The sequence below is a fragment of the Umezawaea beigongshangensis genome (assembly GCF_016464305.1).
GTDB classification, from domain to species: Bacteria; Actinomycetota; Actinomycetes; order Mycobacteriales; family Pseudonocardiaceae; genus Umezawaea_A; species Umezawaea_A beigongshangensis.
Genome location: NZ_JAEIOJ010000004.1, coordinates 310,491 through 333,497 on the forward strand (window position 1 = coordinate 310,491; position 23,007 = coordinate 333,497).

The following is a 23,007-nucleotide window of genomic DNA, read 5'->3' on the forward strand; positions in this document are numbered from 1 at the left end:
CGGTGTCCGCGTCCGGGCGTGGGGTTCGCACCGACGGGCCCCCGTCCGAAGCGCGGTCACCCGCTCCCACGCCGCTCCTGCTCCAGGGCCAGGAGTACCTGTTCCGCTCCAAGCCCAAGTGCCTGGACTTCCAGGAGCAGGTGCACCGCCTGGGCATGGTGGACGACAGCACCGACGGCAGCCCGCAGCCGTGCGTGCTGGTGCTGGCCCGCGCCGCCGACATGGAGATGAACGAGCTGTCCATCGCGCTCGCCGAGCGCGGCATCCGGATGGCCCGCATCGACGCCGACCGCTGCGCCGACATCCCGTTCACCGTCTACACCGACGCGCCCCTGATCGAGCTGGACCGCTGGCTGCTGCGTCCGCTGCTGGTGTGGCGCCGGCACTTCGAGCTGTCCGCCCTGCCCGTCGAACCCGGTACCCTCTCCGGCGCCTACGCCGTCGACCAGTGGGCGTCCGTGGCGAACTGGCTCACCTCCCGCTCCGACTGGGGCCACGTCAACCCGTCGCGGTCCACCGCGCACCTCGACCGGCTCACCCAGCTCTCCGACGCCTCCGCGTTCGGCCTGCGCATCCCCCGGACCGCCGTGACCACCCGCCCCGGCCGCACCAGGCCCGGCGGCGGGGCGTGCATCGTGAAGACCACCGGACGGCACCTGCTGGAGCCGCGTCCCGGCGTGCAGCACGGCCTGTTCCCGCGCCCGCTGGAGACCAGCCGCTCCTCCGACGCCCCCGAGCCCGCGCCCGTCATCGTGCAGCAGTACGTGCCGTCCGACACGGAGCTGCGGGTGTTCGTCGTCGGCGAGCGGTGCATCGCCTACCAGGTGGACAAGATGGACCCCGCCCAGCTGTGGGTGGACCCCGACGCCGTGCGCGTCACGCCCACCGAGGTGCCCTCCCGCCTGGTCGACAAGATCCTCGCGCTGACGCGCCACTGGCGTCTTCAGGTGGCGGCCTTCGACCTGCTCGTCACGGGCGACGACCACGTGTTCCTGGAGGTCAACGTCAACTGCGACTGGCGGTGGTTCGAACACCGTGCCGACAGCACGGCGGTCTCCGACGCGGTGCACGACTGGGTGGCCCACCGGTTCAGGGAGCTCTCGGGTGCGGGTAAAGGTCGCTGAGCACGCGACGCTGTTCTACGAGGCCGGGAACGTGGTGTGGGACGACTACCTGCACCACCGCCAGTTCGCGATCAGCGAGACGGCCGAACTGCTGTGCCGCAAGTTCGTCGGGTTCACCGACGTCGACGACCTGCTCGCGCCGCTGCCCGACGCGGACCGCGCGGCCCTGCGGGGCGTCCTGGACCAGCTCCTCGACGCGGGCGTGCTGATCGTCGAGGGCTCGCCCGAGCACCGCGACGAGAGCAGCCTGCTGGAGAAGTGGTCGTCGTGGGGCGCGTCCGCCAGGCACTACCACTTCGCCAGCCGCACCCTCGCCGACGCGCCCTACCAGGCGGCCGACGACCACGACGCGGTGCTGGAGGAGAAGCTCGGCGTGGAGCCGCCGCCACCGCCGTTCCGCAGCTTCGGCTCGGGCGTGGCGCTGCCGCCGCTGCGCGACGACCCGGCGTGGGGCACCGCGGGCATCCTGGACGTCCTGATGGCCCGCCGCACCACCCGCCGCTTCGCGCCGGGCGCTCCGACCGTGCAGCAGGTCGCGGAACTCCTCGCCGTCCTGGCCGGCCCGTCCCCGGCCCGCCCCCGCACCGGTCGTTCCGGCACCGTGTTCAAGACCAGCCCGTCCGGCGGGGGACGGCACCCGGTGGAGCTGTACGCGCACGTGCGCGGCGTCGACGGCCTGGCGGACGGCTGGCACCACTACAACGGCGCGGAGCACGTCCTGGAGCCGCTGGGCGCGGTGTGGACGGCCGCGGAGATGACCACCGCGGCCGGTGATCAGGAGTGGGTGGGCGGCGCCCCGCTCGTGCTGGCCCACACCGGCGTGCTCGACCGCACCCGCTGGCGCTACGACACGTCGCGCGCCTACCGCGTCGTGCAGATGGACGTCGGCCACCTGTCCCAGACCGCCTACCTGGTGGCGACGGCGATGGACCTGGGGGTGGGCTACACGGCGGCGCTGCGGGACGAACTGGTAGAACGCGTGCTCGGGTGCGATCCGCACTCGGAGGTCGTGCTGGGCATGACGGCCATCGGTCCGCTGCCGGACCGATCTGTCCGGTGGTGAGCACTGGGCCGTCCAGGCGACATCGGGGGGATCTGGACCCGGTGGAGTTCGTCGACCCCATAGGCTGCCCGTCGCCCCCGTGGCCCAATCGGCAGAGGCAGATCCCTTAAAAGGATTGCGGTACGGGTTCGAATCCCGTCGGGGGCACCACCGCTCGTCACGTCGGACGACCCGCGACCGGGTTCTCCCGGTCGAAGGTCGTCGTGCTCGCGCTGACGCCACCCGACCGTCCTGGTTCGACGCGTGCCCGAGTTCGCGAACTGCTCACCGGCGGACGGAACCCGGTGGGGCAGCGCGGAACGCTCTGCTTCCGACCGGCGACCGCGGACCGCCTCGACCTCAGAAGGTGACCACGTCGGTGTCCTCAGCGACGGCCGTTCTCCAGGTAGCGCAGGACCGCCGTCACGCGGCGGTCCGCCCGGTCCGCGGGAGCCAGGTCCAGCTTCGCGAAGATGCTGCGGATGTGCTTGTGGACGGCTCCGTCGGTAACCACCAGGCGTTCGGCGATGGCGGTGTTGCCCAGGCCCTCCGCCATCAGCGCCAGCACCTCGCGCTCGCGCGGGCTCAGGCGTTCCAGCCTCGTGTCGGGGCGGCTCCTGGACAGGAGCTGGGCCACCACCTCCGGGTCGATCGCGGTGCCTCCTCCGGCCACGCGGTGCAGCGCGTCCAGGAACTCCTCCACGCGGCCGACCCGCTCCTTGAGCAGGTAGCCCAGGCGTGCGCCGCCCGTGGCCAGCAGTTCGGTGGCGAACGCCTGCTCCACGTACGCCGACAGCACGAGCACCGCCAGGCCGGGTTGACGGCGCCTCGCCTCGACGGCGGCGACGATGCCCTCGTCGGTGTGCGTCGGGGGCATCCGGACGTCCACGATGGCCACGTCGGGTTCGTGCGCGTCGATCGCGTCGAGGAACTCGTCCGGGGCACCGGTGGTGGCGACGACGTCCAGGGACTCGGCGCGCAGGAGCAGCGCCAGCCCCTCGCGCAGGAGGGAGTCGTCCTCGGCTATCACGATCCGCACGGCAGGCTCACAACGAGAGTGGTCGGTCCCCCGGAGGGGCTGGTCAGCGCGAAGGTCCCGTCGTGGGCCTCCACGCGGCGGCGGATGCCGGCGAGTCCGGACCCGGCGTGGACGTCCGCCCCGCCGTGCCCGTCGTCGGTGATCTCCAGCCGCAGGTGGTCGTCGTGACGGCGCAGCGTCACGGCGGAGTGCTGGGCGCCGCTGTGCCGCGCGACGTTGGTGAGCGCCTCGGCGGCCGCGAAGTACGCCGTCGCCTCGACGGACGCCGCGCACCGCTCGGCCTCGTCGGTGTCGATGCGGCAGGGCACCGGGCACGCGGTGGCCAGGGTGGCGAGGGCGTCGGCGAGGCTGCGGTCGGTCAGCACCGGCGGCAGGATGCTGCGCACCACCGCGCGCAGCTCGGCGAGCGCCTGCTCGGCGGCGTCCTGAGCGCGGTCGACGATGACGGCGGCCTGCTCCGGATCGCGGGCCAGCGCCCGGCGGGCCGCGCCGAGCAGGACGGTGACCGCGACGAGCCGGTTCTGCGTCCCGTCGTGCAGCGACCGCTCGATCCGCCGCAGCTCAGCGGCGTGCGCGTCCAGCGCGCCGGCGCGGGTCGCGGTCAGCTGGGCGATGCGCAGGACGAGGTCGGCGTCCCGGTCGGACGACAGGAGGCGGCGTCCGGGCCACGCCTGCCACCGGGCCATGTGCGGGACCAGGATCATGGCGAGCGTCAGCCACACCGGGCCCAGCAGCGCCACGCCGAGGACGTCGGCCAGGTCGTCGACGGTCCAGAGCCCCATGGACGACGTGGCGAGATCGTCGGGCGGCACCAGGTGCCACCACAGCGGGAAGGAGATGTCGCGGACCGCGTTGAGCGGCAGCGTCAGCGCGGCCAGGCCGAGGGACAGCCCGAAGAACGCGTGACCCGCGACCCAGACGAGCTCGCGGCGCACGGCGAGGTCCCGCAGGGCGGCCAGCGGCCGGTGCGGCACCGGTTCCGGGGCGGTGATCTCCGGACCCCAGCGGGAGAGCCGTTCGCGCTCGCGGTCGGCGACGACGCGGAGCCCGCGCAGCGCGGTGGGGACCAGCAGCACGCCCACGCCGACGAGGCACGCCGCGGCGGTGACGAGCAGTCCGAACAGCGCGGCCACCGCGAGCACCGCCGTGCCCAGTCCACCGACGAGGTGCTCCATGGCGTCCAGAGTGGACCGTGCGCGAGCGACGAGGTCCCAGCGCCGGAACGGCTTCACGCCGGTCGGCGCGACGTCGTGGGTCCGCATCCGCACCTCCTGGTCGAGGGCCACAGGTAACCACGGGCGCGCGAGCCGCACCAGGCCAGGGGGACAGGAGTGCAGCCTGCTGTACCAGGGGTCGGCCCGCTGGCGGGATCGTCCGGGCGGGTCCGGATTCGTAGCGTTGGTGTCACACCGAACAGCCCGTCGAACGAAGGAGAGACCGGTGGCCGACTCGTACAGCGCCAGCGACACGTCCACCGCACCGTCGATCGGCAGGAGCAGCGGGACCGTGCGTCCGCTGCTGTGGCTGGCCCTGGTGGTCAGCGCGGCCGGGAACGTGGCGACCTCGACGGCCGGTCTCGTCGCCGTGAGCGTCGTCTTCGGCCTGCTCGTGCTGGCGTCCGCGGCCGCGCTGATCGTGCACCACCGCAGCCACCGGCGGTGAGCGCTCGCGGGGGGACGGGTGTGCTCCCGGCTCCGGACGGGGGGTCCGGAGCCGGGAGCGCGCCGGTCAGGAGGCGAACGCCTCGCGCACCTGCGGCAGGACCTTCGTGCCCAGCAGTTCGATCGCGGTCATCACCGTGGCGTGCGGGACGCCGGACCAGTCCATCTGCATCGCGTAGCGGTCGGCCTTCACCAGCTTCCCGACGGAGATCATCCGCTCGGCGATCTCGTTCGGGCTCCCGGTGAACAGCGCCTGCGCCCCGCTGGTGTACTCGTCGTAGTGGGCGCGGCCGGGCATCGGCCAGCCGCGCGCCCGCGAGCCGTACTTCATCGTCTCCAGCCAGTACGGGTAGAACGCCTCCTTGGCGTCCTGCGACCTCTCGGCGATCAGGCCGATGGCGCCCATCGTGACGTGCGCGCGCTGCGCCGGCTGCCCGGACGCCTCGCCCGCCTGGCGGTAGAGGTCGACCAGCGGGGCGAACCGCTCGGGCCGTCCGCCGATCACGGCGTACACGACGGGCAGTCCCAGCGCGCCCGCGCGGATCGAGGACTCGGGGTTGCCGCCCGTGCCCACCGAGATGCGCAGGTGCTCGCCGTACGGCCGGGGCAGCACGCTGGCGTTCTCCAGCGGTGGCCGGAACTTGCCCGACCAGGTGATCGGGTTCTCGCGGTCGAGCGCCAGGAGCAGGTCGAGCTTCTCCTCGTACAGCTCGTCGTAGTCGGTGAGGTCCGCGCCGAACAGCGGGAACGACTCGGTGAACGAGCCGCGGCCCGCGAGCAGTTCGGCCCGGCCCCCGCTGAGCTGGTCCAGCGTCGTGAACTGCTGGTAGAGCCGGACCGGGTCCTCGGTGCTCAGCACCGTCACGGCGGAGCTGAGCACGATGTCGCGCGTGACGCTCGCCGCCGCGGCGAGCACGGTGCCGGGGTTGGAGATCGAGTACTCCGGCAGGTGGTGCTCACCCAGTCCGTAGAACGACAGACCCAGCTCGTCGGCGAGCCTGATCCGCTCCAGGGTGTTGGCCAGTGCCTCCGCGACGGAGAGCTGCTCTCCCGTGATCGGGTCGGGATGCCGCTCGCCGAAGCTGTAGATGCCGAGTTCCACGTCGCCCTCCAGCGCCTCGACGGCGGGTGCCATCGATGACGCGTCAACCAAACTAGCCAGCTATAGGTGACGTGTCAACCAACCGTCGTCGGGCGGGGGTCAGCCGCGGGCCGCCCACTCCGCGACCACGCCGTCCAGCACGGCCAGCGGCAGCGGCCCACCGGCCAGCACCAGGTCGTGGAACGCGCGGACGTCGAACGACGACCCCAGCTTCTCCTCCGCAGCCGCGCGGATGCGCTGGATCTCCAGCCGCCCCACCATGTACGCCAGCGCCTGCCCCGGCGCCGCCAGGTACCGGTCGACCTCGTTCTCGATCTCCACCGGTGCCAGCGCGGTGTTGTCCCGCATGTAGGCGATGGCCTGCTCCCGGCTCCAGCCCTTGGCGTGCAGCCCCGTGTCGCACACCAGCCGCGACGCGCGCAGCGAGTCCATGCTCAGCATCCCCAGCCGCGCCAGGTCCGAGGAGTACAGGCCCATCTCGTCCGCGAGCCGCTCGCAGTACAGGCCCCAGCCCTCCAGGTACGCCGTCACCGACGCGATGCGGCGCAGCATCGGCAGGTCGGCGAGCTGCTGGGCCAGCGAGATCTGGAAGTGGTGGCCGGGCACGGCCTCGTGGAAGGCGATGGCCTCGGACACGTAGCGGTCCCGCTCCCGCGCCTTGTACGTGTTGGCGTAGTAGGTGCCCTGCCGGGAACCGTCCAGCGCGGCCGCCATGTAGTACGCCGTGGGAGCGCCCGGCCCCTCGGCCTCCGGCACCGCCTTCACCAGGCAGCGCTCGGCGGGCAGCGTGCCGAACCAGCGCGGCGCGGCCTCCTCGGCGCGGACGACGGCGGCGCGCGCCGCCTCCAGCAGCTCGTCCGCGTCGTTCCAGCGCAGCGCCGCGTCGGTGCGCATCCGGGTGAAGATCTCGCGCAGGTCGGAGGTGCCGAACACCCGCTGCCCGATCTCGGCGTACTCCCGCTCCAGCCCGGCCATCACGTCCAGGCCGGTGCGGTGCAGCTCGTCGGGGGTGCGGTCGGTGGTGGTGTGCACGCGGGCGAGCGCGGAGTAGGCGTCGTCGCCGCCGGTCAGCCAGCGCAGCCCCGCCCGGTCGGCCGGACGGCCCACGGGCTCCAGCTCGTCGGCGAGGACGTCGCGGTAGACGGCGAACGCCGGGCGCACCACCTCGGCCAGCAGCCGGTCGCGCTCGGCGGTGAACGCCGGGTCGTCCGCGGACGGGCGGCCCAGCGGATCGGCCTCCGGCGCGGCGAGGTAGCGGTCCAGGTGGGCCACGGCGGCGCGCACCAGGTGCGCGACCGGGGTGCGGCCCGCGGCCACGCCCTCGCGGTGCCGCGTGGCCACGGCCTCCAGGAAACCGGGCACCCCGGACAGCCGCGTGAGGTACGCCTGCCGCTGCTCCGGCGTCGTCACACCGGACATCGGCATCACGAACAGCAGCTCGCCGGCGGCGGCGAAGAACGAGTCGGTGATCGTGAACTCGACCGCGCCCACGGCGAGCTGGTCGGCCAGCGCCTCCGCCTGCTGCACGACCACGGCCAGCGTGATCCGGTCCTGCTCGTCGTCGGTCTCCACGGCGCTGGCCCGCGCCGCGACGTCCAGGGCGCGGTGGCGCACCGACTCCTCGCCCGCAGCGGTCCGGTCGCCGAGACGGTGCTCGTGACCGGGGACGCCGTAGAGCGTCGCGCCGAGCGGGTCGTGCTCGGCGACGAGGTCGAGCAGTTCAGCGGCCAGGTCCTCGGTCTCGGTCACGTCGTCCCCCCGTGGTGGTGTCCCGTGCCGCGATGGTACTTAGCGGGGGGAGCCACCCGCGGGCAGGCGCTGGCACGTCAGGTCACCGGCGTCGCCGTGACGACGCGGTTCTCGTCGTAGCCGACCTGGCCGCCCACCCACTCGCCGCCGCAGGTCACCAGCACCAGCCGGTGCGGGCCGCTCGGCCCGAACAGGTCCAGCGCGCGGGTCGGCAGCTCGTCCTTGTGCAGGGTGACGACCTCGGAGATCCGGTACCGGTGCTCGGCCCCGGCCGCGTCGAGGACCGTGACGTCGGTGCCCGCGCTCGCCTGCCAGAGCTCGGCGAACGGCCCCGTGACGCCCTTCCAGTTCACGTGACCCGCCAGCACCGTGGCCCCCTGCTGTCCGGCGAGGTCCGCGCCCCACCAGGTGGCCTCGCCGACGCCCTCCGGCACGGGCAGCGTGCCGGACTCGTCGACCTCGGACCGCACCAGCGTGGCCGTGCCGCCGCGGGGCAGCCGCACCGTGCCCGGCTGCTGGGCGGGCGGTGGCCGCTGCGTCCCGGGCTGCTGCGTCCCCGGCTGCTGCGCGGACGGGGACGGCTCGGCCGGTGGGGGAGGAGCGGGCGTCGAGCGCTGCTCGGGCGGGTTCGCGCCGCCCCTGATCCCGGCGAGGTCGGCGCCCCGGCCGGTGCTCATGCTGTCGCCGATCGGACTCGGCTCCGGTGCGACGTCCAGCGCCACCGGCTCACCGCCGACGACCGTGGACGGCCCGGAGGTGACCAGCGCGCCGGTGGCGAGGAGCCCCGCCACCAGCACGCCGGTCAGCACGCTGGAAGACCTCACCCGCCGGACGCCCTCCGCCACGCGACGAACCCGACGAGCCCGGCGCCGAGCAGCACCACGGCGCCCAGTCCGATCAGCGAGCCGGGCTGGACCGTCGTCAGGGTCTGCGCGGTCGCGACGATGCCGCGACCGTCGATCCCGGCCGGGATCGTGCTCGGCACGACGGGCTTGTTCGGCTTGTTCTCCATCGCCAGCGCGAGGGTCTCGCCCGGCTGGACCACGCCGCAGACGCTCGGCGGCGCGTTCGGGTCGAAGTTCTCGTCGTAGCCCTTGGGCGCGGCCACCTCGATCACGCAGATCTCCTGCGGTGTGCGCAGGTCGGGCACCTCCACGGTGCCGTCCGGCCCGGTCTGGAGCACGACGGGCTGCCCGTCGACGCCGACCAGCGCCGCGTCGTCCTGCTTCACCGCGGCGGACGACCTGTCCGCGCCCGTGACCCGCAGCGAGACGCCGGGCAGCGCCTTCTTCGTCTCGGAGTCCGTCTTGGCGATCTTCACCGCGCCGGGCGCGGTGCGGGCGGTCGTCTCGGTGGAGGCGGTCAGCTTCCGCTCACCGCCGGTGGTGACGATGCGCTGCATGTCCTGCACACCGGGCACGTGCACGACGGGCCGGGTGGCCGGGCTGTCCAGCGCGGCCGTGAGCTTCGGCGCGGGGCCGGTCGGCACGACCTGGACGTTCACCGGCTCGCCGCTGTCGGAGGTCGTCAGCGTGCCGGAGGTCGAGCCGTCGGGCAGCGTCGCGTCGACCAGTTCGAACGCCACCGGCACGCCGGGCACGCCCGTCCCGTCCTTCTCCTTGGTGACGCTCACGGACCACGTGTCGGCGGTGCCGATGGTCTGCGGCTTCTCCGGTGCCGCCGCGACGGCCTTCCACGGCCCGCGGTTGGCCTCGGCGTCGGCCCGGAGCCGCTGCACCGCCGCCTTCGCCGGCTCGGGCAGCCGTTCGAGGTGCCACGGCGCGTCGTAGGCGACCGTGAGGTAGGTGTTCTTGGTCGGGTCGACCTGGTCCGGGCTCTCCGGCGCCGCGGTCCAGCCGTGCAGCAGGTGCGCGAGCGCGGCGGACTCGTCGGCCGAGGTCGTCGTCGAGTAGCGCAGCAGCAGGTAGGAGATGTTCGCCGCGACGTCGGCGGGCAGCGGCTTGCCGTACTTGGTCAGCAGCTCGTCGCCCTCCTGGTAGGCGACGGTGCTGTCCGGGGCCTTGAGCGCGTACTGGACGCACCAGACCTGCTTGCCCTGCCAGACGTAGGAGCCGATCCAGTCGAAGCCGTCGGGCTCACCGACGTAGCCCTGGGCCGCTGTCTCGTACCCGAGGCCCTCCTGCACCTGCGCGACCGCGACTCCGGGAACGGACAGCAGGGCCGACCCCGCGACCACCGCCGCACCTGCGAGACGTCTCCATCCCATGCTGATCCTGGCTCCCTCTGACCCGTGGCGCTGCCCGCTTCCCCGGCGAGCCGCGACCAACGAGCCTTGCGGTCCCGGCAACCGCTCACAAGCCCCCACAGGAAGGAACTCCGCACATCACGATGCGTGCACGAACATCCGACACGCCCGGTGGAGGAGGCGCCCGAGGTGCAAGATCTCCACGGACGGGTCGGCAATTGATCACGCTGCGTAAATCACACCCGTGTCTACGAGATCGACAGCACGGGTAAAGTCGCTTTTACCGACCGGGAACGAATCGACCGCCGTGGTCGTTCACCACGGTGAAGGCGTCAGACGCCACCAGGAGGACGAGGTGCGCACCACCAGCAATCCCGCGTTCCGCAACCTGCCCACCGGCGGTTACGGCGGGAACTACGCAGGCTTCGGTCAGCCGCAGGACGTGGCGGGCCACGGCGGCGGTTACCAGGCTCCACCGGCGACGGCCGAGCGGCCCATCACCATCGACGACGTGGTCACCAAGACCGCGATCACCCTCGGCACGACGATGATCGTCGGGCTCGTCTCGGCGTGGCTGGTGCTGACCGGCCAGATCGCGCCGTTCGCGCTGATGCTGCCGGGCCTGATCGTCGGTCTGGTCGTGTCGCTGATCGTCATCTTCAAGCGCACCCCGAGCGCGCCGCTGGTCATGACCTACGCGATCGCCGAGGGCGTGTTCCTCGGCGCCATCACGGGTGTGTTCGAGGCGTTGTTCCCCGGCATCGCCTTCCAGGCGATCCTCGGCACGTTCGGCGTGTTCGGCGCGATGCTCGTGGTCTACAAGACCGGAGCCATCCGCGTCACGCCGCGCCTCACCAAGTGGATCATCGGCGCCACCGTCGGCGTCGCGTTCCTGATGCTCGGCAACCTGCTGCTGGGCGTGTTCGGCGTCAACGCCGGTCTGCGCGACGGCGGCACGATGTCGATCGTCTTCAGCCTGGTGATCATCGGTGTCGCCGCGTTCAACTTCCTGCTCGACTTCGAGCAGGCGAACGAGCTGATCCGCGCCGGTGTCCCGGCGAAGTGGGCCTGGTACGCGGCGTTCGCGCTGATGACCACGCTCGTGTGGCTGTACCTGGAGATCCTGCGCCTGCTGTCGTACCTGCAGCGCGACTGAGTCTCCGCGGAACGCGGAAGGGGCGTCCGGCCGATGGCCGGGCGCCCCTTCCGTGTTCACTCGGTCGTGAGGTCGGAGCCGAGGCTCAGCTCAGGCGCTCCAGCACCATCGCCATGCCCTGACCGCCGCCCACGCACATCGTCTCCAGGCCGAACTGCTTGTCGTGGAACTGGAGCGAGTTGATCAGCGTGGTGGTGATGCGGGCGCCCGTCATGCCGAACGGGTGGCCCACCGCGATGGCGCCGCCGTTGACGTTGAGCCGGTCCAGGTCGATGCCCAGGTCCTGGTAGGACGGGATGACCTGCGCCGCGAACGCCTCGTTGATCTCCACGAGGTCGATGTCGCCGATCGACATGCCCGCGAGCGCCAGCGCGCGCCTGGACGCCTCGACCGGGCCGAGGCCCATGATCTCCGGGGACAGGCCGGACACGCCGGTGGAGACCACCCGCGCGAGCGGCGTGATCCCCAGCTCCGCCGCCTTCGTGTCGCTCATGACCACCAGCGCCGCCGCACCGTCGTTCAGCGGGCAGCAGTTGCCCGCGTTGACCCGCCCGTCGGGGCGGAACACCGGCTTGAGCTGCGACACGGCCTCGTAGGTCACGCCGGGGCGCGGGCCGTCGTCCTTGCTGACCACCGTGCCGTCCGGCAGCGTCACGGGCGTGATCTCGCGCGCCCAGAAGCCGTTGGCGAGGGCCTTCTCGGCGAGGTTCTGCGACCGCACGCCGAACTGGTCCATCTCCTCGCGGGACACGCCCTTGAGCAGCGCCAGGTTCTCCGCCGTCTGCCCCATCGAGATGTAGACGTCCGGCACCGCGCCCGAGGTGCGCGGGTCCACCCACTCGGACGCGCCCTCCCGGGCGGTCCTGTCCGTCCGCTCCTCGGCGTCGGCGAAGAGGGGGTTGTGCGTGTCGGGCCAGCCGTCGGAGTTGCCGCGCGCGAAGCTCGACACCGTCTCGACGCCCGCGCTGACGAACACGTCGCCCTCGCCCGCCCGGATGGCGTGCAGCGCCATGCGGGTCGTCTGCACGCTGGAGGCGCAGTAGCGGGTCACCGTCGTGCCGGGGACGGTGTCGTGGCCCAGGAGCACCGACACGACCCGGCCCATGTTGAAGCCCTGCTCACCGCCGGGGAGGCCGCAGCCGAGCATCAGGTCGTCGATCTCGTCCGGGTCGAGCTCGGGCACCTTCGCCAGAGCGGCCCGCACCATCTGCGCCGCCAGGTCGTCGGCGCGGACGTCCTTGAGCGAGCCCTTCCCGGCGCGTCCGATGGGGGACCGGGCGGCGGAGACGATCACTGCCTCAGGCATGAAGAAACTCCCTTGTTTCACCGCTACCAATGGACCGCACCCTAGTTAACGGCGGTTCATCGATCTCGGCGACGAGACGCCGCTCACCCCCGCGAGGGCTACCCGGCGGGGGGAAGGTGGCGAGCGGACCGGTTCAGCCACGCCACGAACCGCGTCGTCGGCCGACGCGCCTCCGCCGCGGCCGACCGGCGCGGCAGCACGGGCAGCGGACCGCCCCGCCACACCCCGGCGACCGTGCACAGCGGGGCGAGCAGCACCTCGGCCGCCCGCACGTACCCCGCCGCGCTGGGGTGGAAGCCGTCCGCGCTGAACATCTCGGTCGGCCTGGTCAGGAACTCCGGCGCCAGCAGGTCGGCCAGCGGCACCGGCACCCCGCCGGCCCGCAGCACCTCGCGGCGCTGCGCGCGGGCCAGGTTCAGGCTCCACGTCCGCGCGACCGACCGCAGCGGTTGCGCGAGCAGCCGGACCGCGCCCAGATCGGGACACGTCCCCACGACCACGCCGATCCCGGCCGCGCGCAGCCGCCGGACCTCCACGCCCAGCAGCGCGGCCGACACGCCCGCCGCCATCCGCGACGTCACGTCGTTGGCCCCCACGATCACCAGGGCCACGTCGGGAGGGTCCTGCAGCACCCGGTCGACCTGCCGCGGCAGCGTGCGCGTCGTGGACCCGCTCACGGCGTGCGTCTCCAGCCGCACCGGCCGCTCGGCCTCGGCGGCCAACCCGCGCGCGAGGAGCACGCCGGGCAGTTCGTCGGCCCGGTCCACCCCGACCCCCGCGGCCATCGAGTCGCCCAGCACGGCGAACCGCAGCGGCTCGCCCGGCGAGTCCGGCACCCCGTCCGTCCGGTGGAACCCGTCCGCGCACGGCGGCGGGTCCTCCTGCACGCCGATCACCAGCCGCGCCCGGCGCGACTGGTCCGTCAGCAGCTTGTACGTCGCCCCCGACAGCCCCCCGAGAGCGCCCACCCCCATCGCGGCCACCCTCAGCACCCGAACACCGATCACCACGCCACCCCCTCACCGGTTCATCGTCCAGGACCGCCGAAACGAACCGGGGAGGAGTCGATCACACCTCTCCGGAGCTAGGCTCTCCTGCGAACCGTCTCGCTACGTGGGAGAGGACGCATCCGGTGGAGTACGTCGAGCACGTCGTGGACCTGGTCGGCAACACGCCGCTGGTGAAGCTCAACTCGCTGACGGAGGGGCTCGAACCCCTCGTCCTGGCCAAGGTCGAGTACCTGAACCCCGGCGGCAGCGTGAAGGACCGCATCGCGCTGCGCATGGTGGAGGCGGCCGAGCGCTCCGGAGAGCTGCGCCCCGGCGGCACGATCGTCGAGCCGACCTCGGGCAACACCGGCGTCGGCCTCGCGCTGGTCGCCCAGCGCAAGGGCTACAAGTGCGTGTTCGTGTGCCCGGACAAGGTCAGCGAGGACAAGCGCAACGTCCTCAAGGCCTACGGCGCCGAGGTCGTGGTGTGCCCGACGGCCGTCGCGCCCGAGCACCCCGACTCCTACTACAACGTCTCCGACCGGCTGGTCCGCGAGATCCCCGGCGCCTGGAAGCCCAACCAGTACGCGAACCCGGAGAACCCGGCCAGCCACTACCACCAGACCGGCCCGGAGATCTGGAAGCAGACCGGCGGGCGGATCACCCACTTCGTCACCGGCGTGGGCACCGGCGGCACGATCTCGGGCACCGGCAGGTACCTCAAGGAGGTCTCCGACGGCGCGGTGAAGATCATCGGTGCCGATCCGGAGGGGTCCGTCTACTCCGGAGGCTCCGGTCGCCCGTACCTCGTCGAGGGCGTCGGCGAGGACTTCTGGCCGACCACCTACGACCGCGACGTGTGCGACGAGATCATCGCGGTCTCCGACGCCGACTCGTTCGGCACCACCCGCCGCCTCGCCCGCGAGGAGGGCCTGCTCGTCGGCGGCTCCTGCGGCATGGCCGTCGCCGCTGCGCTGCGCGTGGCGCGGGACGCCGGTCCGGACGCCGTGATCGTCGTGCTGCTGCCCGACGGCGGGCGCGGCTACCTCTCGAAGGTGTTCAACGACTCCTGGATGTCCTCCTACGGCTTCCTGCCGCCCGACTCGTCCGGCGCCACCGTCGGCGACGTGCTGCGGCGCAAGAGCGGCAGCATCCCCGAGCTGGTGCACGGCCACCCCGCCGAGACCGTCGCCGACGCGGTGGCGATCCTGCGCGAGTTCGGCGTGTCGCAGATGCCGATCGTCAACGCCGAGCCGCCGGTCATGGCGGCCGAGGTGTCCGGCGCGGTCAACGAGCGCGACCTGCTCGACGCCCTGTTCACCGGCAAGGCGCAGCTCACCGATCGCGTGGAGCAGCACATGTCGCCGCCGCTGCCGACCATCGGCGCGGGCGAGTCGGTCAGCAGGGCCATGACGGCCCTGTCCCGCGCGGACGGCGCGCTCGTGCTGGAGGACGGGAAGCCCGCGGGAGTCGTGACCCGGCAGGACATCCTGGGTTTCCTCGCCGGTCGCTGAGGTGTCGTCCCGGTGCACGCCCGCCGGTTGCCTCGGGGCCGGCGGGCCCGATCCGATAGCGTGACCGGGACTTCATCGTCAACGGCCCACGCCAAGGGGGTTGGAAACCGCATGAACGCTCCGCAGCCGCCACACGAGAACCAGCAATTCGGCGGTCAGCCGCAGCAGGAGCAGGCACAGGGTGGTCAGTTCCCGAACGCCGACGCGACCCAGGTCGTGCCGGGGGGCGCCAAGTCCCCGGCCTTCCCGCCGTCGGACGCGACCCAGGTCGTGACCCCGGGGCAGCCGTCCGCAGGCGGTCCGCAGTCCGACGCCACGCAGGTCGTGACGCCGGGTCAGCCCCCGTCGGGTCAGTTCGGCCAGCAGATCCCCGGTTCCGGAGGGTTCCCCGCGCAGGGCGCGCCGCAGCTCGGCCAGTACGGCCAGCCGCAGCAGCCCCCGCAGGGCCAGCCGGGCCAGTACGGCCAGCCTCCTCAGTTCGGCCAGCAGCCCGGCCAGTTCGGCCAGCAGCCCTCGCCCTACGGCCAGCAGCCCGGTCAGTTCGGGCAGCCCTCGCCCTACGGCCAGGCGCCGTCGCCCTACGGCCAGCCCGGTGGTTACCCGCAGCAGGGCGGCTACGGCGCCGCGGCGGGCAACCGCGCCGAGTGGGGTCAGCGCGCCGTCGGCGCCCTGATCGACTACTTCGCGCCCGGTCTGGTCCTGGTGCTGGTCGTCGTCCTCGGTCTCAGCATCGACCCCGCGGTCGGCATGATCCTGTCGGGCGTCGGCTACCTGGCGCTGATCGGCTTCAGCATCTGGAACACCGGCTACCGGGCCGGCACCACGGGCCAGTCGCTCGGCAAGAGCGTCGCCAACATCAAGCTGGTGAAGCTCGAAACCGGTCAGCCGGTCGGTTTCGGCAACGCCTTCGTCCGGCAGATCTGCCACGTCGTCGACGGGATCCCCTTCGGCATCGGGTACCTCGCGCCGCTGTGGGACCAGAACAAGCAGACGTGGGCCGACAAGATCATGAGCACCGTCGTGGTGACCGTCCCCGCGGGTGGTGGCCAGCAGTACCCGCAGTCGGGCGGCTTCCCCGCGCCGCAGGGCTACGGCCAGCAGCCGCAGCAGGGTTACGGTCAGCCGCAGCAGGGCTACGGCCAGCCCCCGCAGGGCTACGGCCAGCCGCAGCAGGGGTACGGCCAGCAGCAGCAGTGGTGACGCGGTGACGTACCCGCCCGAGCACCAGCCCCCGGCCCAGCAGTGGCCGGGGGCTGGTGGTCCCCAGTTCGGTCAGCCCCAGCCCGGTCAGCCCCAGCCCGGTCAGCCCCAGTTCGGTCAGCCGCAGTCCGGTGGGCCGCAGTCAGGTGGGTTCCAGCCCGGTCAGCCTCAGCCGGGCGGCCCCCCGCCCGGTGGTCCCCGGTACAGCGGCCCCCACTTCGGCGGCCCGCAGCCCGGTGGGGTCCAGCCCGGCGGCCCGCAGTTCGGTGGAGCCCAGTTCGGTGGAGCGCGGCCCGCGAGCGGTGCGACCACCGCGGCGGGCGGAGCGGCGTCCGTGCTCAGCGCGCTGCTGCTGATCGCGGGCGTCGTGCAGACGTTCGCGGTCGCGGGCTCGAACGCGCTGCTGCTGGAGGGCCCGTCCGGTCTGCCGATCGGGACCGCCGTCGTGGTGCAGGTCGTCGTCGCGCTCCTGGCGCTGCTCGGCGGTGTGCTGCTGTTCGCGCGCCTGAGCGCCGGCCGGTTCCTCGTCGTCGGAGCGGCGGCGCTGACCGTCGTCCTGGCGCTGCTCGGCTTCACGGGTGTCGTGGGACTCGTCGGCGGCTTCTTCTTCGGCGTCGGCCCGGTGGGCGACGTGAGCCTGCTCGCGGTCCTGGTGTCGATCGCGGCGGCCGTGCTCGCGCTCCTGCCGTCGACGGGCCGCTGGATCGCGACCGAGTCGCGCTCCGGAGGCCAGCAGCCGCCCGGCCCGCAGGGCTGGCACCCGCAGCAGCAGCCCCCGCAGTTCCCACCCGGTGGTCCGCCTCCCGCGCGGTGGTGACGGCGCCGTCGTGAGTCCGCGCTCCGCACGTACCCTCTTCCCATGACGATGCACGGCTTCGCGACCAGGGCGATCCACGCCGGTCAGGACCCCGACCCGACGACGGGATCGGTGATCGTGCCCATCCACGCGACCTCCACCTACGCCCAGGACGGCGTCGGCGGTCTGCGCGAGGGCTACGAGTACTCCAGGACCGGAAACCCCACCAGGACGGCGCTGGAGACCTGCCTCGCCTCCCTGGAGCGCGGCAAGCACGGGCGGGCGTTCTCGTCCGGCATGGCCGCCACCGACGCCGCGCTGCGCGCGATGTGCCGTCCCGGCGACCACGTCGTGATCCCGAACGACGCCTACGGCGGCACGTTCCGCCTCATCGACAAGGTGCTGAGCGTCTGGGGCGTCGAGCACACGCCCGTCGCGCTGTCCGACGTGGACGCCGTGCGCGCGGCCATCAGGCCCACCACGAAGGTCGTCTGGGTCGAGACGCCGACCAACCCGCTGCTCAACATCGCGGACATCGCGTCGCTCGCGCAGGTCGCCCACTCCGCTGGCGCGCGGCTCGTCGTGGACAACACCTTCGCCTCGCCCTACCTCCAGAGCCCGCTGGACCTGGGCGCCGACGTCGTCCTGCACTCCACGACCAAGTACATCGGCGGCCACTCGGACGTGGTCGGCGGTGCGCTGATCACCTCCGACGACGAGCTGAACGCGCAGTTCGGCTTCCTCCAGAACGGCGCGGGCGGCGTGCCGGGACCGTTCGACGCCTACCTGACGCTGCGCGGCCTGAAGACCCTCGAACTCCGCATGGAGAAGCACTCGGACAACGCCGAGCTGGTGGTCCAGGCGCTGCTGCGGCACCCGAAGGTGAAGACCGTGCTCTACCCCGGCCTGCCCGAGCACCCCGGCCACGAGGTCGCGGCGAAGCAGATGAAGCGGTTCGGCGGCATGATCTCGTTCACCGTCGAGGGCGGTGAGCAGGCGGCGCTGGACGTGTGCTCGCGCACCAAGCTGTTCACGCTGGCCGAATCGCTGGGCGGCGTCGAGTCGCTCATCGAGCACCCCGGCCGGATGACGCACGCCAGCACGGCGGGGTCCCTGCTCCAGGTGCCCGACGACCTGGTCCGGATCTCCGTGGGCATCGAGTCCGGGGAGGACCTCGTCGAGGACCTCGTCACCGCGCTCGGCTGATCGGCGCGAACGAGGGGGCGCCGTCCACCGGACGACGCCCCCTCGGCACGTCCGCGGTTCAGGGCTGGAGCTGCCGCCCGTCGACCGGCACGTCGTAGCCGACGTTGCCCACCCTCGGCGGCACCGCTGGCAGGTTCGTGCCGTCGACGCAGCCGCCGACGAACTCGACCACGCCGTCGCGCTGCTCGAAGTAGCCCGACTCCGCACAACCGGCGTGCGCGACCGTGAACACGGCCGCACCGGTCAGCGCGACGGCCGTGGCGACCGCGCCGGCGAGCGGAAGCACCGCGGCGACTCGGCGTGCGAGTGCCATGCGACCTCCCAGGAGCCGTACTGGATGTGTGGTGGGTGTGTGCCCCCCACGGCGAGCGTACTCGTGGGACGACTCCAGGAGGCCCCCGCACAGCGAACTCTCAGCTTCTTCGCAGGCCGGCGCGGACGGGGGTCGGAGGTTGCCCCGGCGGTGTCCGCTGCCCCCTCGGCGCTGCAGATTGCCTCGGCGGTGTCCGCTGCCCCCTCGGCGCTGCAGATTGCCTCGGCGGTGTCCGCTGCCCCCTCGGCGCTACAGATTGCCTCGGCGGGCCTGCTCCCTCTCGATGGCCTCGAAGAGCGCCTTGAAGTTGCCCTTGCCGAAGCCCAGCGAGCCGTGCCGCTCGATCAGCTCGTAGAACACGGTGGGACGGTCGCCGATCGGCTTGGTGAAGACCTGCAACAGGTAGCCGTCCTCGTCGCGGTCGACCAGGACGCGGTGCTCCTTGAGCACCTCGATCGGCACCCGCACCTGGCCGATGCGCGCCCGCAGCTCCGGGTCGTCGTAGTAGGAGTCGGGGGTGTCGAGGAACTCCACGCCCGCCGCCCGCATCGCGGTGATGGTGCTGATGATGTCGTTCGTGGCGAGCGCGATGTGCTGCACGCCGGCGCCCTCGTAGAACTCCAGGTACTCGTCGATCTGCGACTTGCGCTGCGCGACGGCGGGCTCGTTGAGCGGGAACTTGACCCGGTGGTTGCCGTTGGAGACGACCTTGCTCATCAGCGCCGAGTAGTCGGTGGCGATGTCGTCGCCGATGAACTCCGCCATGTTCACGAAGCCCATGACGCGGTTGTACCAGGCGACCCAGTGGTCCATCTTGCCCAGCTCGACGTTGCCGACGCAGTGGTCGACGGCCTGGAACAGGCGCTTGGGCGCCCCCTCCGGCCGGACGACGGTGCTGGTGCGCGGCTCGTAGCCGGGCAGGTAGACGCCGGTGTAGCGCGAGCGGTCGACCAGGGTGTGGCGGGTCTCGCCGTAGGTCGCGATGGCTGCCGTGCGGACGGTGCCGTGCTGGTCGGTGACGTCGTGCGGCTCCTCCAGGACGGTGGCGCCCTGCGCGCGGGCGTGCGCGATGCAGCGGTCCACGTCGCCGACCTCCAGGGCGAGGTCCACGACGCCGTCGCCGTGGCGGCGGTGGTGGTCGAGCAGGGGGCTGTCGGGCGCGACGCCTCCGGTGATCACGAAGCGCGCCGACCCGGACTTCAGCACGAACGACTTGTGCGAGCGCTGGCCGGTCTCCGGGCCCGCGTAGGCGACGAGCGTCATGCCGAAGGCCACCTGGTAGAACCACGCGGTCTGGGTGGCGTTGCCGACGACGAAGACCACCGCGTCCATCGCGCGGACGGGGAACGGGTCCTTGGTCGCGTCGTAGTCGACCAGGCCGACGAGCTGGCGGAGCTGGTCGAAGCTCACGTCGTCGATCTGCTGGTCGGAACGCCCCAGGATGCCGGTCATGGTGTCCTCCTGCGATTGCCGGTAGCGGTGGGCGAAGCATGTGTCCGGCCGTGCAGGGTGAGCAACAGGGGAAAATTCCACTGGACAACCTGTCCGGTCGCCTAGGGTTTCCGCTCGACAAGCGGTGCAGTCTGACCAGGAGGTGCGCTGTGGCGTCCACCGATCCCGAACAGCCGCTCGACGCGCTGGACGCGCGGCTGCTCCTGCTGCTCACCGACGAGCCCCGGCTGGGCGTGCTGGAGTGCTCCCGGCGGTTGTCGGTGGCGCGCGGCACCGTGCAGGCCCGGCTGGACCGGCTGGTGGCGCGCGGAGTGCTCGGCGGGTTCCCGCCGGAGCTGGACCTCGCCGCGATGGGCTACGGGCTGACGGCGTTCGCCGTCGTGGAGATCGCGCAGGGCCGCCGCCAGGAGGTCTCCGAGGGCCTCGCGGCGATCAGCGAGGTGTGCGAGGTGCACGCCACGACGGGACAGGGCGACCTGTTCGTCCGCGTGGTGGCCCGCTCGAACGACGACCTCCAGCGCGTGATCGACGAGATCGTGGCGGTGCCGGGCGTCCAGCGCCTGTCGACGTCGATCGCCCTGTCGACACCGGTACCCCCGAGGGTCCGCCCCCTCCTGACCAAACTCCTGCCCACCAGATGAGATGAGCGTTCGAGCACCCCGAGTGGAGCGTTGGAGCACCCCGAGCGGAGCGTTCGAGCCCCCGGACGACGAGGGGGCGGCCACCCCGCACGGTGGCCGCCCCCCTCGGTCGATCGTCGCCTCAGGCGGAGTAGGGCACCGCCTTGATGAGCGTCACCTTCTGCGTCTTGCCGTTCGGCAGCTCGTACTCGACGGTCTCGCCGTCCTTCGCGCCGAGCAGGGCCTTGCCGAGCGGAGACGCGGGCGAGTAGACCTCCATCGCGCCGTGCGCGCCCTCCTCGCGGGTGGCGAGCAGGAACTCCTCGGTCTCGTCGTCGCCGTCGTAGCGGATCGTGAGAACGGTTCCCGGTGCCGCGACGCCCTTGGTGGTGGGGGCCTCGCCGACCTTGGCGGCCCGCAGCAGCTCCTGGAGCTGGCGGATCCTCGCCTCCTGCTTGCCCTGTTCCTCACGGGCTGCGTGGTAACCGCCGTTCTCGCGGAGGTCACCCTCCTCGCGCCGCGCGTTGATCTCCGCAGCAATGACCGGGCGATTTTCGATCAGCTCGTCCAGCTCCTGCTTGAGCCGGTCATGGGCCTCCTGGGTCAACCAGGTCACCTGGGTGTCGCTCACGGCCACCAACTCCTCGTCTTGCTCCAGCCCACGGCGTGGACCGGAAATTCCCGGACCTCCGGGTCCGGAACGGAAAAACACGGCCCACGCCGGGGCCGTGCTGAGCTGCAACAGTAACACGGTCACAACGGTCAGCGACCGGCTTTTGTTCCTGAACCGGCCGCTAAACCCGCAGATCACCCGCTTGGCGGCTACCTCGTGGACAGGTATGCGGGCACCTGGTAAGAGCAGCCGAAGACCTCTCCGGTGACGGGGGGTTTCGACGTGCGCAGCACCGTGGTCACGCGGCTCGTGCCCTCCGCCGGTGGCACGAGGACCTCGCGCCGTCCCGCCTCGTCGCCGTCCTCGGAGCGGGCCCGGACGATGCACACGGCCGGTCGTTCCGGTCGATCGCGGGCCACCTCGACGGTGATCTCCACGGAGCTGTCGTCGAGGACCTCGAACGCGGCCTGCTCCGACTCGATGGGCTGCGTGCCCAGGTTCTGGTAGCCGATCCACGCGACGACGCCGCCGACCACGAGAGCGACGACGAGCAGCGCCCAGCGCAGCACGGGCGACACCGGACCTCGTGCCCGCGAGCCGTACCTGCCCTCGGGCAGCGTGCGCTGCGCCACTCCCGCGCCTCCCGACGTCGATCGGGACACCCGCGCGACACCGGCTCGGAGTGCTCCGGGAACAATGGGCGTCCTCATCGGTGTTGATTGTCCCAGGAGCCCGCGCGGTGATGACCGGCAGGGCGGTCGAGCACGAAGCAGGAGGGACCCCGTCGGTCATGGCTGAGAAGCTGCGCCTCATGGCGGTGCACGCGCACCCCGATGACGAGTCGAGCAAGGGTGCGGCCACCATGGCGCGCTACGTCGCCGAGGGTCACGACGTGATGGTCGTGACCTGCACGGGTGGTGAGGCGGGCAGCATTCTCAACCCCGCCATGGACCGCCCCGAGGTGCTGGAGAACATGGCGGAGATCCGCCGCGAGGAGATGGCCCGCGCCGCCGAGATCCTCGGTGTGCAGCACCGCTGGCTCGGCTTCGTCGACTCGGGCCTGCCCGAGGGCGACCCGCTGCCGCCGCTGCCGGACGGCTGCTTCGCGCTGGTTCCGCTGGAGGAGTCCACGAAGCCGCTCGTGCAGGTCATGCGGGAGTTCCGGCCGCACGTCGTCGTGACCTACGACGAGAACGGCGGGTACCCGCACCCCGATCACATCCGCTGCCACGAGGTGTCGGTGGCCGCCTTCGAGGCGTCCGGCGACCCGGAGCGGTTCCCCGACGCGGGCGAGCCGTGGCAGCCGCTGAAGCTGTACTACTCGCACGGCTTCTCCCGCAAGAAGCTCCAGACGTTCCACGACGCCTTCCTCGCGCTGGGCCAGGAGTCGCCCTACGAGGAGTGGCTGCAGGGCTGGGACCCGAGCCGTCCCGACGTGATGGAGCGGGTCACCACGCAGATCGAGTGCTTCGACTACTTCCCGGTGCGCGACGAGGCGCTCAAGGCGCACGCCACGCAGATCGACCCCACGAGCCGCTGGTTCCTGGTCCCGATGGAGATGCAGCGCGAGCTGTGGCGGACCGAGGAGTACGAGCTGGCCCGCTCGCTGGTGGACAGCACCGTGCCCGAGGACGACCTGTTCGCGGGAGTGCACGAGAAGGTGACCGCGTGACACCGCTGCTCGCGGGCGTGCCCGTCGAGCAGACGGTCGCGCTGGTGCTCGCCCAGCCGTCGAACACCAACGACGACCCCGGCGGTCAGGGGGAGGACTTCGGCAAGTCCTCCCCGGTCGGCCTCGTGCTGATGATCGTGCTGCTGATCGCGGTCTTCTTCCTCGTCCGCTCCATGACGAAGCACCTGAAGAAGGTCCCGGCGAGCTTCGAGGAGCCGGACGCGGAGCCGAAGAAGGACTAGCCTCC

General features: G+C 72.2%; 22 protein-coding genes, 1 tRNA gene and 1 pseudogene. 12 read left to right on the top strand and 12 right to left on the bottom strand.

Annotation, left to right across the window (positions count from 1 at the left end; genetic code table 11):
- Positions 1–2: 2 nt before the first annotated feature.
- The 3 genes from IMZ35_RS13095 to IMZ35_RS13105 all read left to right on the top strand — a co-directional run bounded on the left by IMZ35_RS13095 (position 3) and on the right by IMZ35_RS13105 (position 2,337).
- Positions 3–1,124, top strand: a complete 1,122-nt coding sequence (locus IMZ35_RS13095; protein WP_199441293.1) for an ATP-grasp domain-containing protein — start codon at positions 3–5, stop codon at positions 1,122–1,124.
- Positions 1,105–2,187 (top strand): SagB/ThcOx family dehydrogenase, encoded by a 1,083-nt coding sequence (locus IMZ35_RS13100; RefSeq protein WP_199441294.1) that lies wholly within the window; start codon positions 1,105–1,107, stop codon positions 2,185–2,187. The genes IMZ35_RS13095 and IMZ35_RS13100 overlap by 20 nt, the downstream gene beginning before the upstream one ends.
- Before the next feature lie 73 nt (positions 2,188–2,260).
- Positions 2,261–2,337: transfer RNA gene (locus IMZ35_RS13105), tRNA-Leu, on the top strand.
- A gap of 214 nt (positions 2,338–2,551) precedes the next feature.
- Here IMZ35_RS13105 and IMZ35_RS13110 read toward each other — a convergent pair.
- The gene (locus IMZ35_RS13110) at positions 2,552–3,205 is read right to left on the bottom strand and encodes a response regulator transcription factor (protein ID WP_199441295.1); all 654 of its coding nucleotides are present in this window, start codon (positions 3,203–3,205) and stop codon (positions 2,552–2,554) included.
- On the bottom strand, positions 3,193–4,467 hold the full coding sequence (locus tag IMZ35_RS13115; protein ID WP_199441296.1) for a sensor histidine kinase: 1,275 nt from the start codon (positions 4,465–4,467) through the stop codon (positions 3,193–3,195). Before IMZ35_RS13115 ends, IMZ35_RS13110 begins: the two co-directional genes overlap by 13 nt.
- 178 nt (positions 4,468–4,645) lie before the next feature.
- Here IMZ35_RS13115 and IMZ35_RS13120 point away from each other — a divergent pair, with 178 nt between their 5' ends.
- Positions 4,646–4,867 (top strand): hypothetical protein, encoded by a 222-nt coding sequence (locus tag IMZ35_RS13120; RefSeq protein ID WP_199441297.1) that lies wholly within the window; start codon positions 4,646–4,648, stop codon positions 4,865–4,867.
- Between the two features lie 66 nt (positions 4,868–4,933).
- Here the strand turns inward: IMZ35_RS13120 and IMZ35_RS13125 are convergent, their stop codons facing one another.
- From IMZ35_RS13125 to IMZ35_RS13140, 4 genes are all read right to left on the bottom strand, one after another.
- Positions 4,934–5,968: an LLM class flavin-dependent oxidoreductase gene (locus IMZ35_RS13125; protein WP_199441547.1), complete on the bottom strand. Its 1,035-nt coding sequence runs from the start codon at positions 5,966–5,968 to the stop codon at positions 4,934–4,936.
- Positions 5,969–6,067: 99 nt separating this feature from the next.
- Entirely contained in the window at positions 6,068–7,717 is a 1,650-nt protein-coding gene (locus IMZ35_RS13130) for a DUF885 domain-containing protein (RefSeq protein ID WP_199441298.1), read from the bottom strand.
- Between the two features lie 77 nt (positions 7,718–7,794).
- Positions 7,795–8,541 (bottom strand): class F sortase, encoded by a 747-nt coding sequence (locus IMZ35_RS13135; protein ID WP_307868036.1) that lies wholly within the window; start codon positions 8,539–8,541, stop codon positions 7,795–7,797.
- On the bottom strand, positions 8,538–9,944 hold the full coding sequence (locus tag IMZ35_RS13140; RefSeq protein ID WP_199441299.1) for an MSCRAMM family protein: 1,407 nt from the start codon (positions 9,942–9,944) through the stop codon (positions 8,538–8,540). The genes IMZ35_RS13135 and IMZ35_RS13140 overlap by 4 nt, the downstream gene beginning before the upstream one ends.
- Positions 9,945–10,278: 334 nt before the next feature.
- Here IMZ35_RS13140 and IMZ35_RS13145 point away from each other — a divergent pair, with 334 nt between their 5' ends.
- Positions 10,279–11,079, top strand: coding sequence for a Bax inhibitor-1/YccA family protein (locus tag IMZ35_RS13145; RefSeq protein ID WP_199441300.1), 801 nt, complete (start codon positions 10,279–10,281; stop codon positions 11,077–11,079).
- An 85-nt stretch (positions 11,080–11,164) separates the two neighbouring features.
- On the opposite strand, the gene IMZ35_RS13150 is transcribed toward IMZ35_RS13145, so the two are convergent.
- Positions 11,165–12,385 (bottom strand): acetyl-CoA C-acetyltransferase, encoded by a 1,221-nt coding sequence (locus tag IMZ35_RS13150; RefSeq protein WP_199441301.1) that lies wholly within the window; start codon positions 12,383–12,385, stop codon positions 11,165–11,167.
- Between the two features lie 98 nt (positions 12,386–12,483).
- Positions 12,484–13,392: an SGNH/GDSL hydrolase family protein gene (locus IMZ35_RS13155; protein WP_307868037.1), complete on the bottom strand. Its 909-nt coding sequence runs from the start codon at positions 13,390–13,392 to the stop codon at positions 12,484–12,486.
- 125 nt (positions 13,393–13,517) lie between these two features.
- Here IMZ35_RS13155 and IMZ35_RS13160 point away from each other — a divergent pair, with 125 nt between their 5' ends.
- The 4 genes from IMZ35_RS13160 (at position 13,518) to IMZ35_RS13175 (ending at position 18,090) form a co-directional block, all read left to right on the top strand.
- Positions 13,518–14,888, top strand: coding sequence for a cystathionine beta-synthase (locus IMZ35_RS13160; protein WP_199441302.1), 1,371 nt, complete (start codon positions 13,518–13,520; stop codon positions 14,886–14,888).
- A 111-nt stretch (positions 14,889–14,999) separates the two neighbouring features.
- Positions 15,000–16,088: an RDD family protein gene (locus tag IMZ35_RS13165; protein ID WP_199441303.1), complete on the top strand. Its 1,089-nt coding sequence runs from the start codon at positions 15,000–15,002 to the stop codon at positions 16,086–16,088.
- A gap of 4 nt (positions 16,089–16,092) precedes the next feature.
- Positions 16,093–16,905 (top strand): hypothetical protein, encoded by an 813-nt coding sequence (locus IMZ35_RS13170; RefSeq protein ID WP_199441304.1) that lies wholly within the window; start codon positions 16,093–16,095, stop codon positions 16,903–16,905.
- Positions 16,906–16,947: 42 nt separating this feature from the next.
- Complete coding sequence (locus IMZ35_RS13175) at positions 16,948–18,090, top strand: cystathionine gamma-synthase (RefSeq protein WP_199441305.1); 1,143 nt, start codon at positions 16,948–16,950, stop codon at positions 18,088–18,090.
- A gap of 58 nt (positions 18,091–18,148) precedes the next feature.
- Here the strand turns inward: IMZ35_RS13175 and IMZ35_RS13180 are convergent, their stop codons facing one another.
- Both IMZ35_RS13180 and hppD read right to left on the bottom strand, forming a co-directional pair.
- The gene (locus tag IMZ35_RS13180; RefSeq protein ID WP_199441306.1) at positions 18,149–18,403 is read right to left on the bottom strand and encodes a hypothetical protein; all 255 of its coding nucleotides are present in this window, start codon (positions 18,401–18,403) and stop codon (positions 18,149–18,151) included.
- Positions 18,404–18,652: 249 nt separating this feature from the next.
- Entirely contained in the window at positions 18,653–19,855 is a 1,203-nt protein-coding gene (gene hppD / locus IMZ35_RS13185) for a 4-hydroxyphenylpyruvate dioxygenase (protein WP_199441307.1), read from the bottom strand.
- 149 nt (positions 19,856–20,004) lie between these two features.
- Between hppD and IMZ35_RS13190 the strand changes: the two genes are divergently transcribed.
- A complete protein-coding gene (locus tag IMZ35_RS13190; protein WP_199441308.1) occupies positions 20,005–20,496 on the top strand; it encodes an Lrp/AsnC family transcriptional regulator in 492 nt (163 codons plus the stop codon).
- Positions 20,497–20,617: 121 nt separating this feature from the next.
- On the opposite strand, the gene greA is transcribed toward IMZ35_RS13190, so the two are convergent.
- Both greA and IMZ35_RS13200 read right to left on the bottom strand, forming a co-directional pair.
- Positions 20,618–21,112, bottom strand: a complete 495-nt coding sequence (gene greA / locus IMZ35_RS13195; RefSeq protein ID WP_199441309.1) for a transcription elongation factor GreA — start codon at positions 21,110–21,112, stop codon at positions 20,618–20,620.
- A gap of 185 nt (positions 21,113–21,297) precedes the next feature.
- Positions 21,298–21,798, bottom strand: a complete 501-nt coding sequence (locus IMZ35_RS13200; RefSeq protein ID WP_199441310.1) for a DUF4307 domain-containing protein — start codon at positions 21,796–21,798, stop codon at positions 21,298–21,300.
- An 80-nt stretch (positions 21,799–21,878) separates the two neighbouring features.
- Here IMZ35_RS13200 and mca point away from each other — a divergent pair, with 80 nt between their 5' ends.
- Both mca and IMZ35_RS13210 read left to right on the top strand, forming a co-directional pair.
- Entirely contained in the window at positions 21,879–22,760 is an 882-nt protein-coding gene (gene mca, locus IMZ35_RS13205) for a mycothiol conjugate amidase Mca (protein ID WP_199441311.1), read from the top strand.
- Between the two features lie 17 nt (positions 22,761–22,777).
- Positions 22,778–22,987 (top strand): annotated as a pseudogene (locus IMZ35_RS13210) (hypothetical protein); the annotation flags it as partial.
- Between the last annotated feature and the right edge of the window lie 20 nt (positions 22,988–23,007).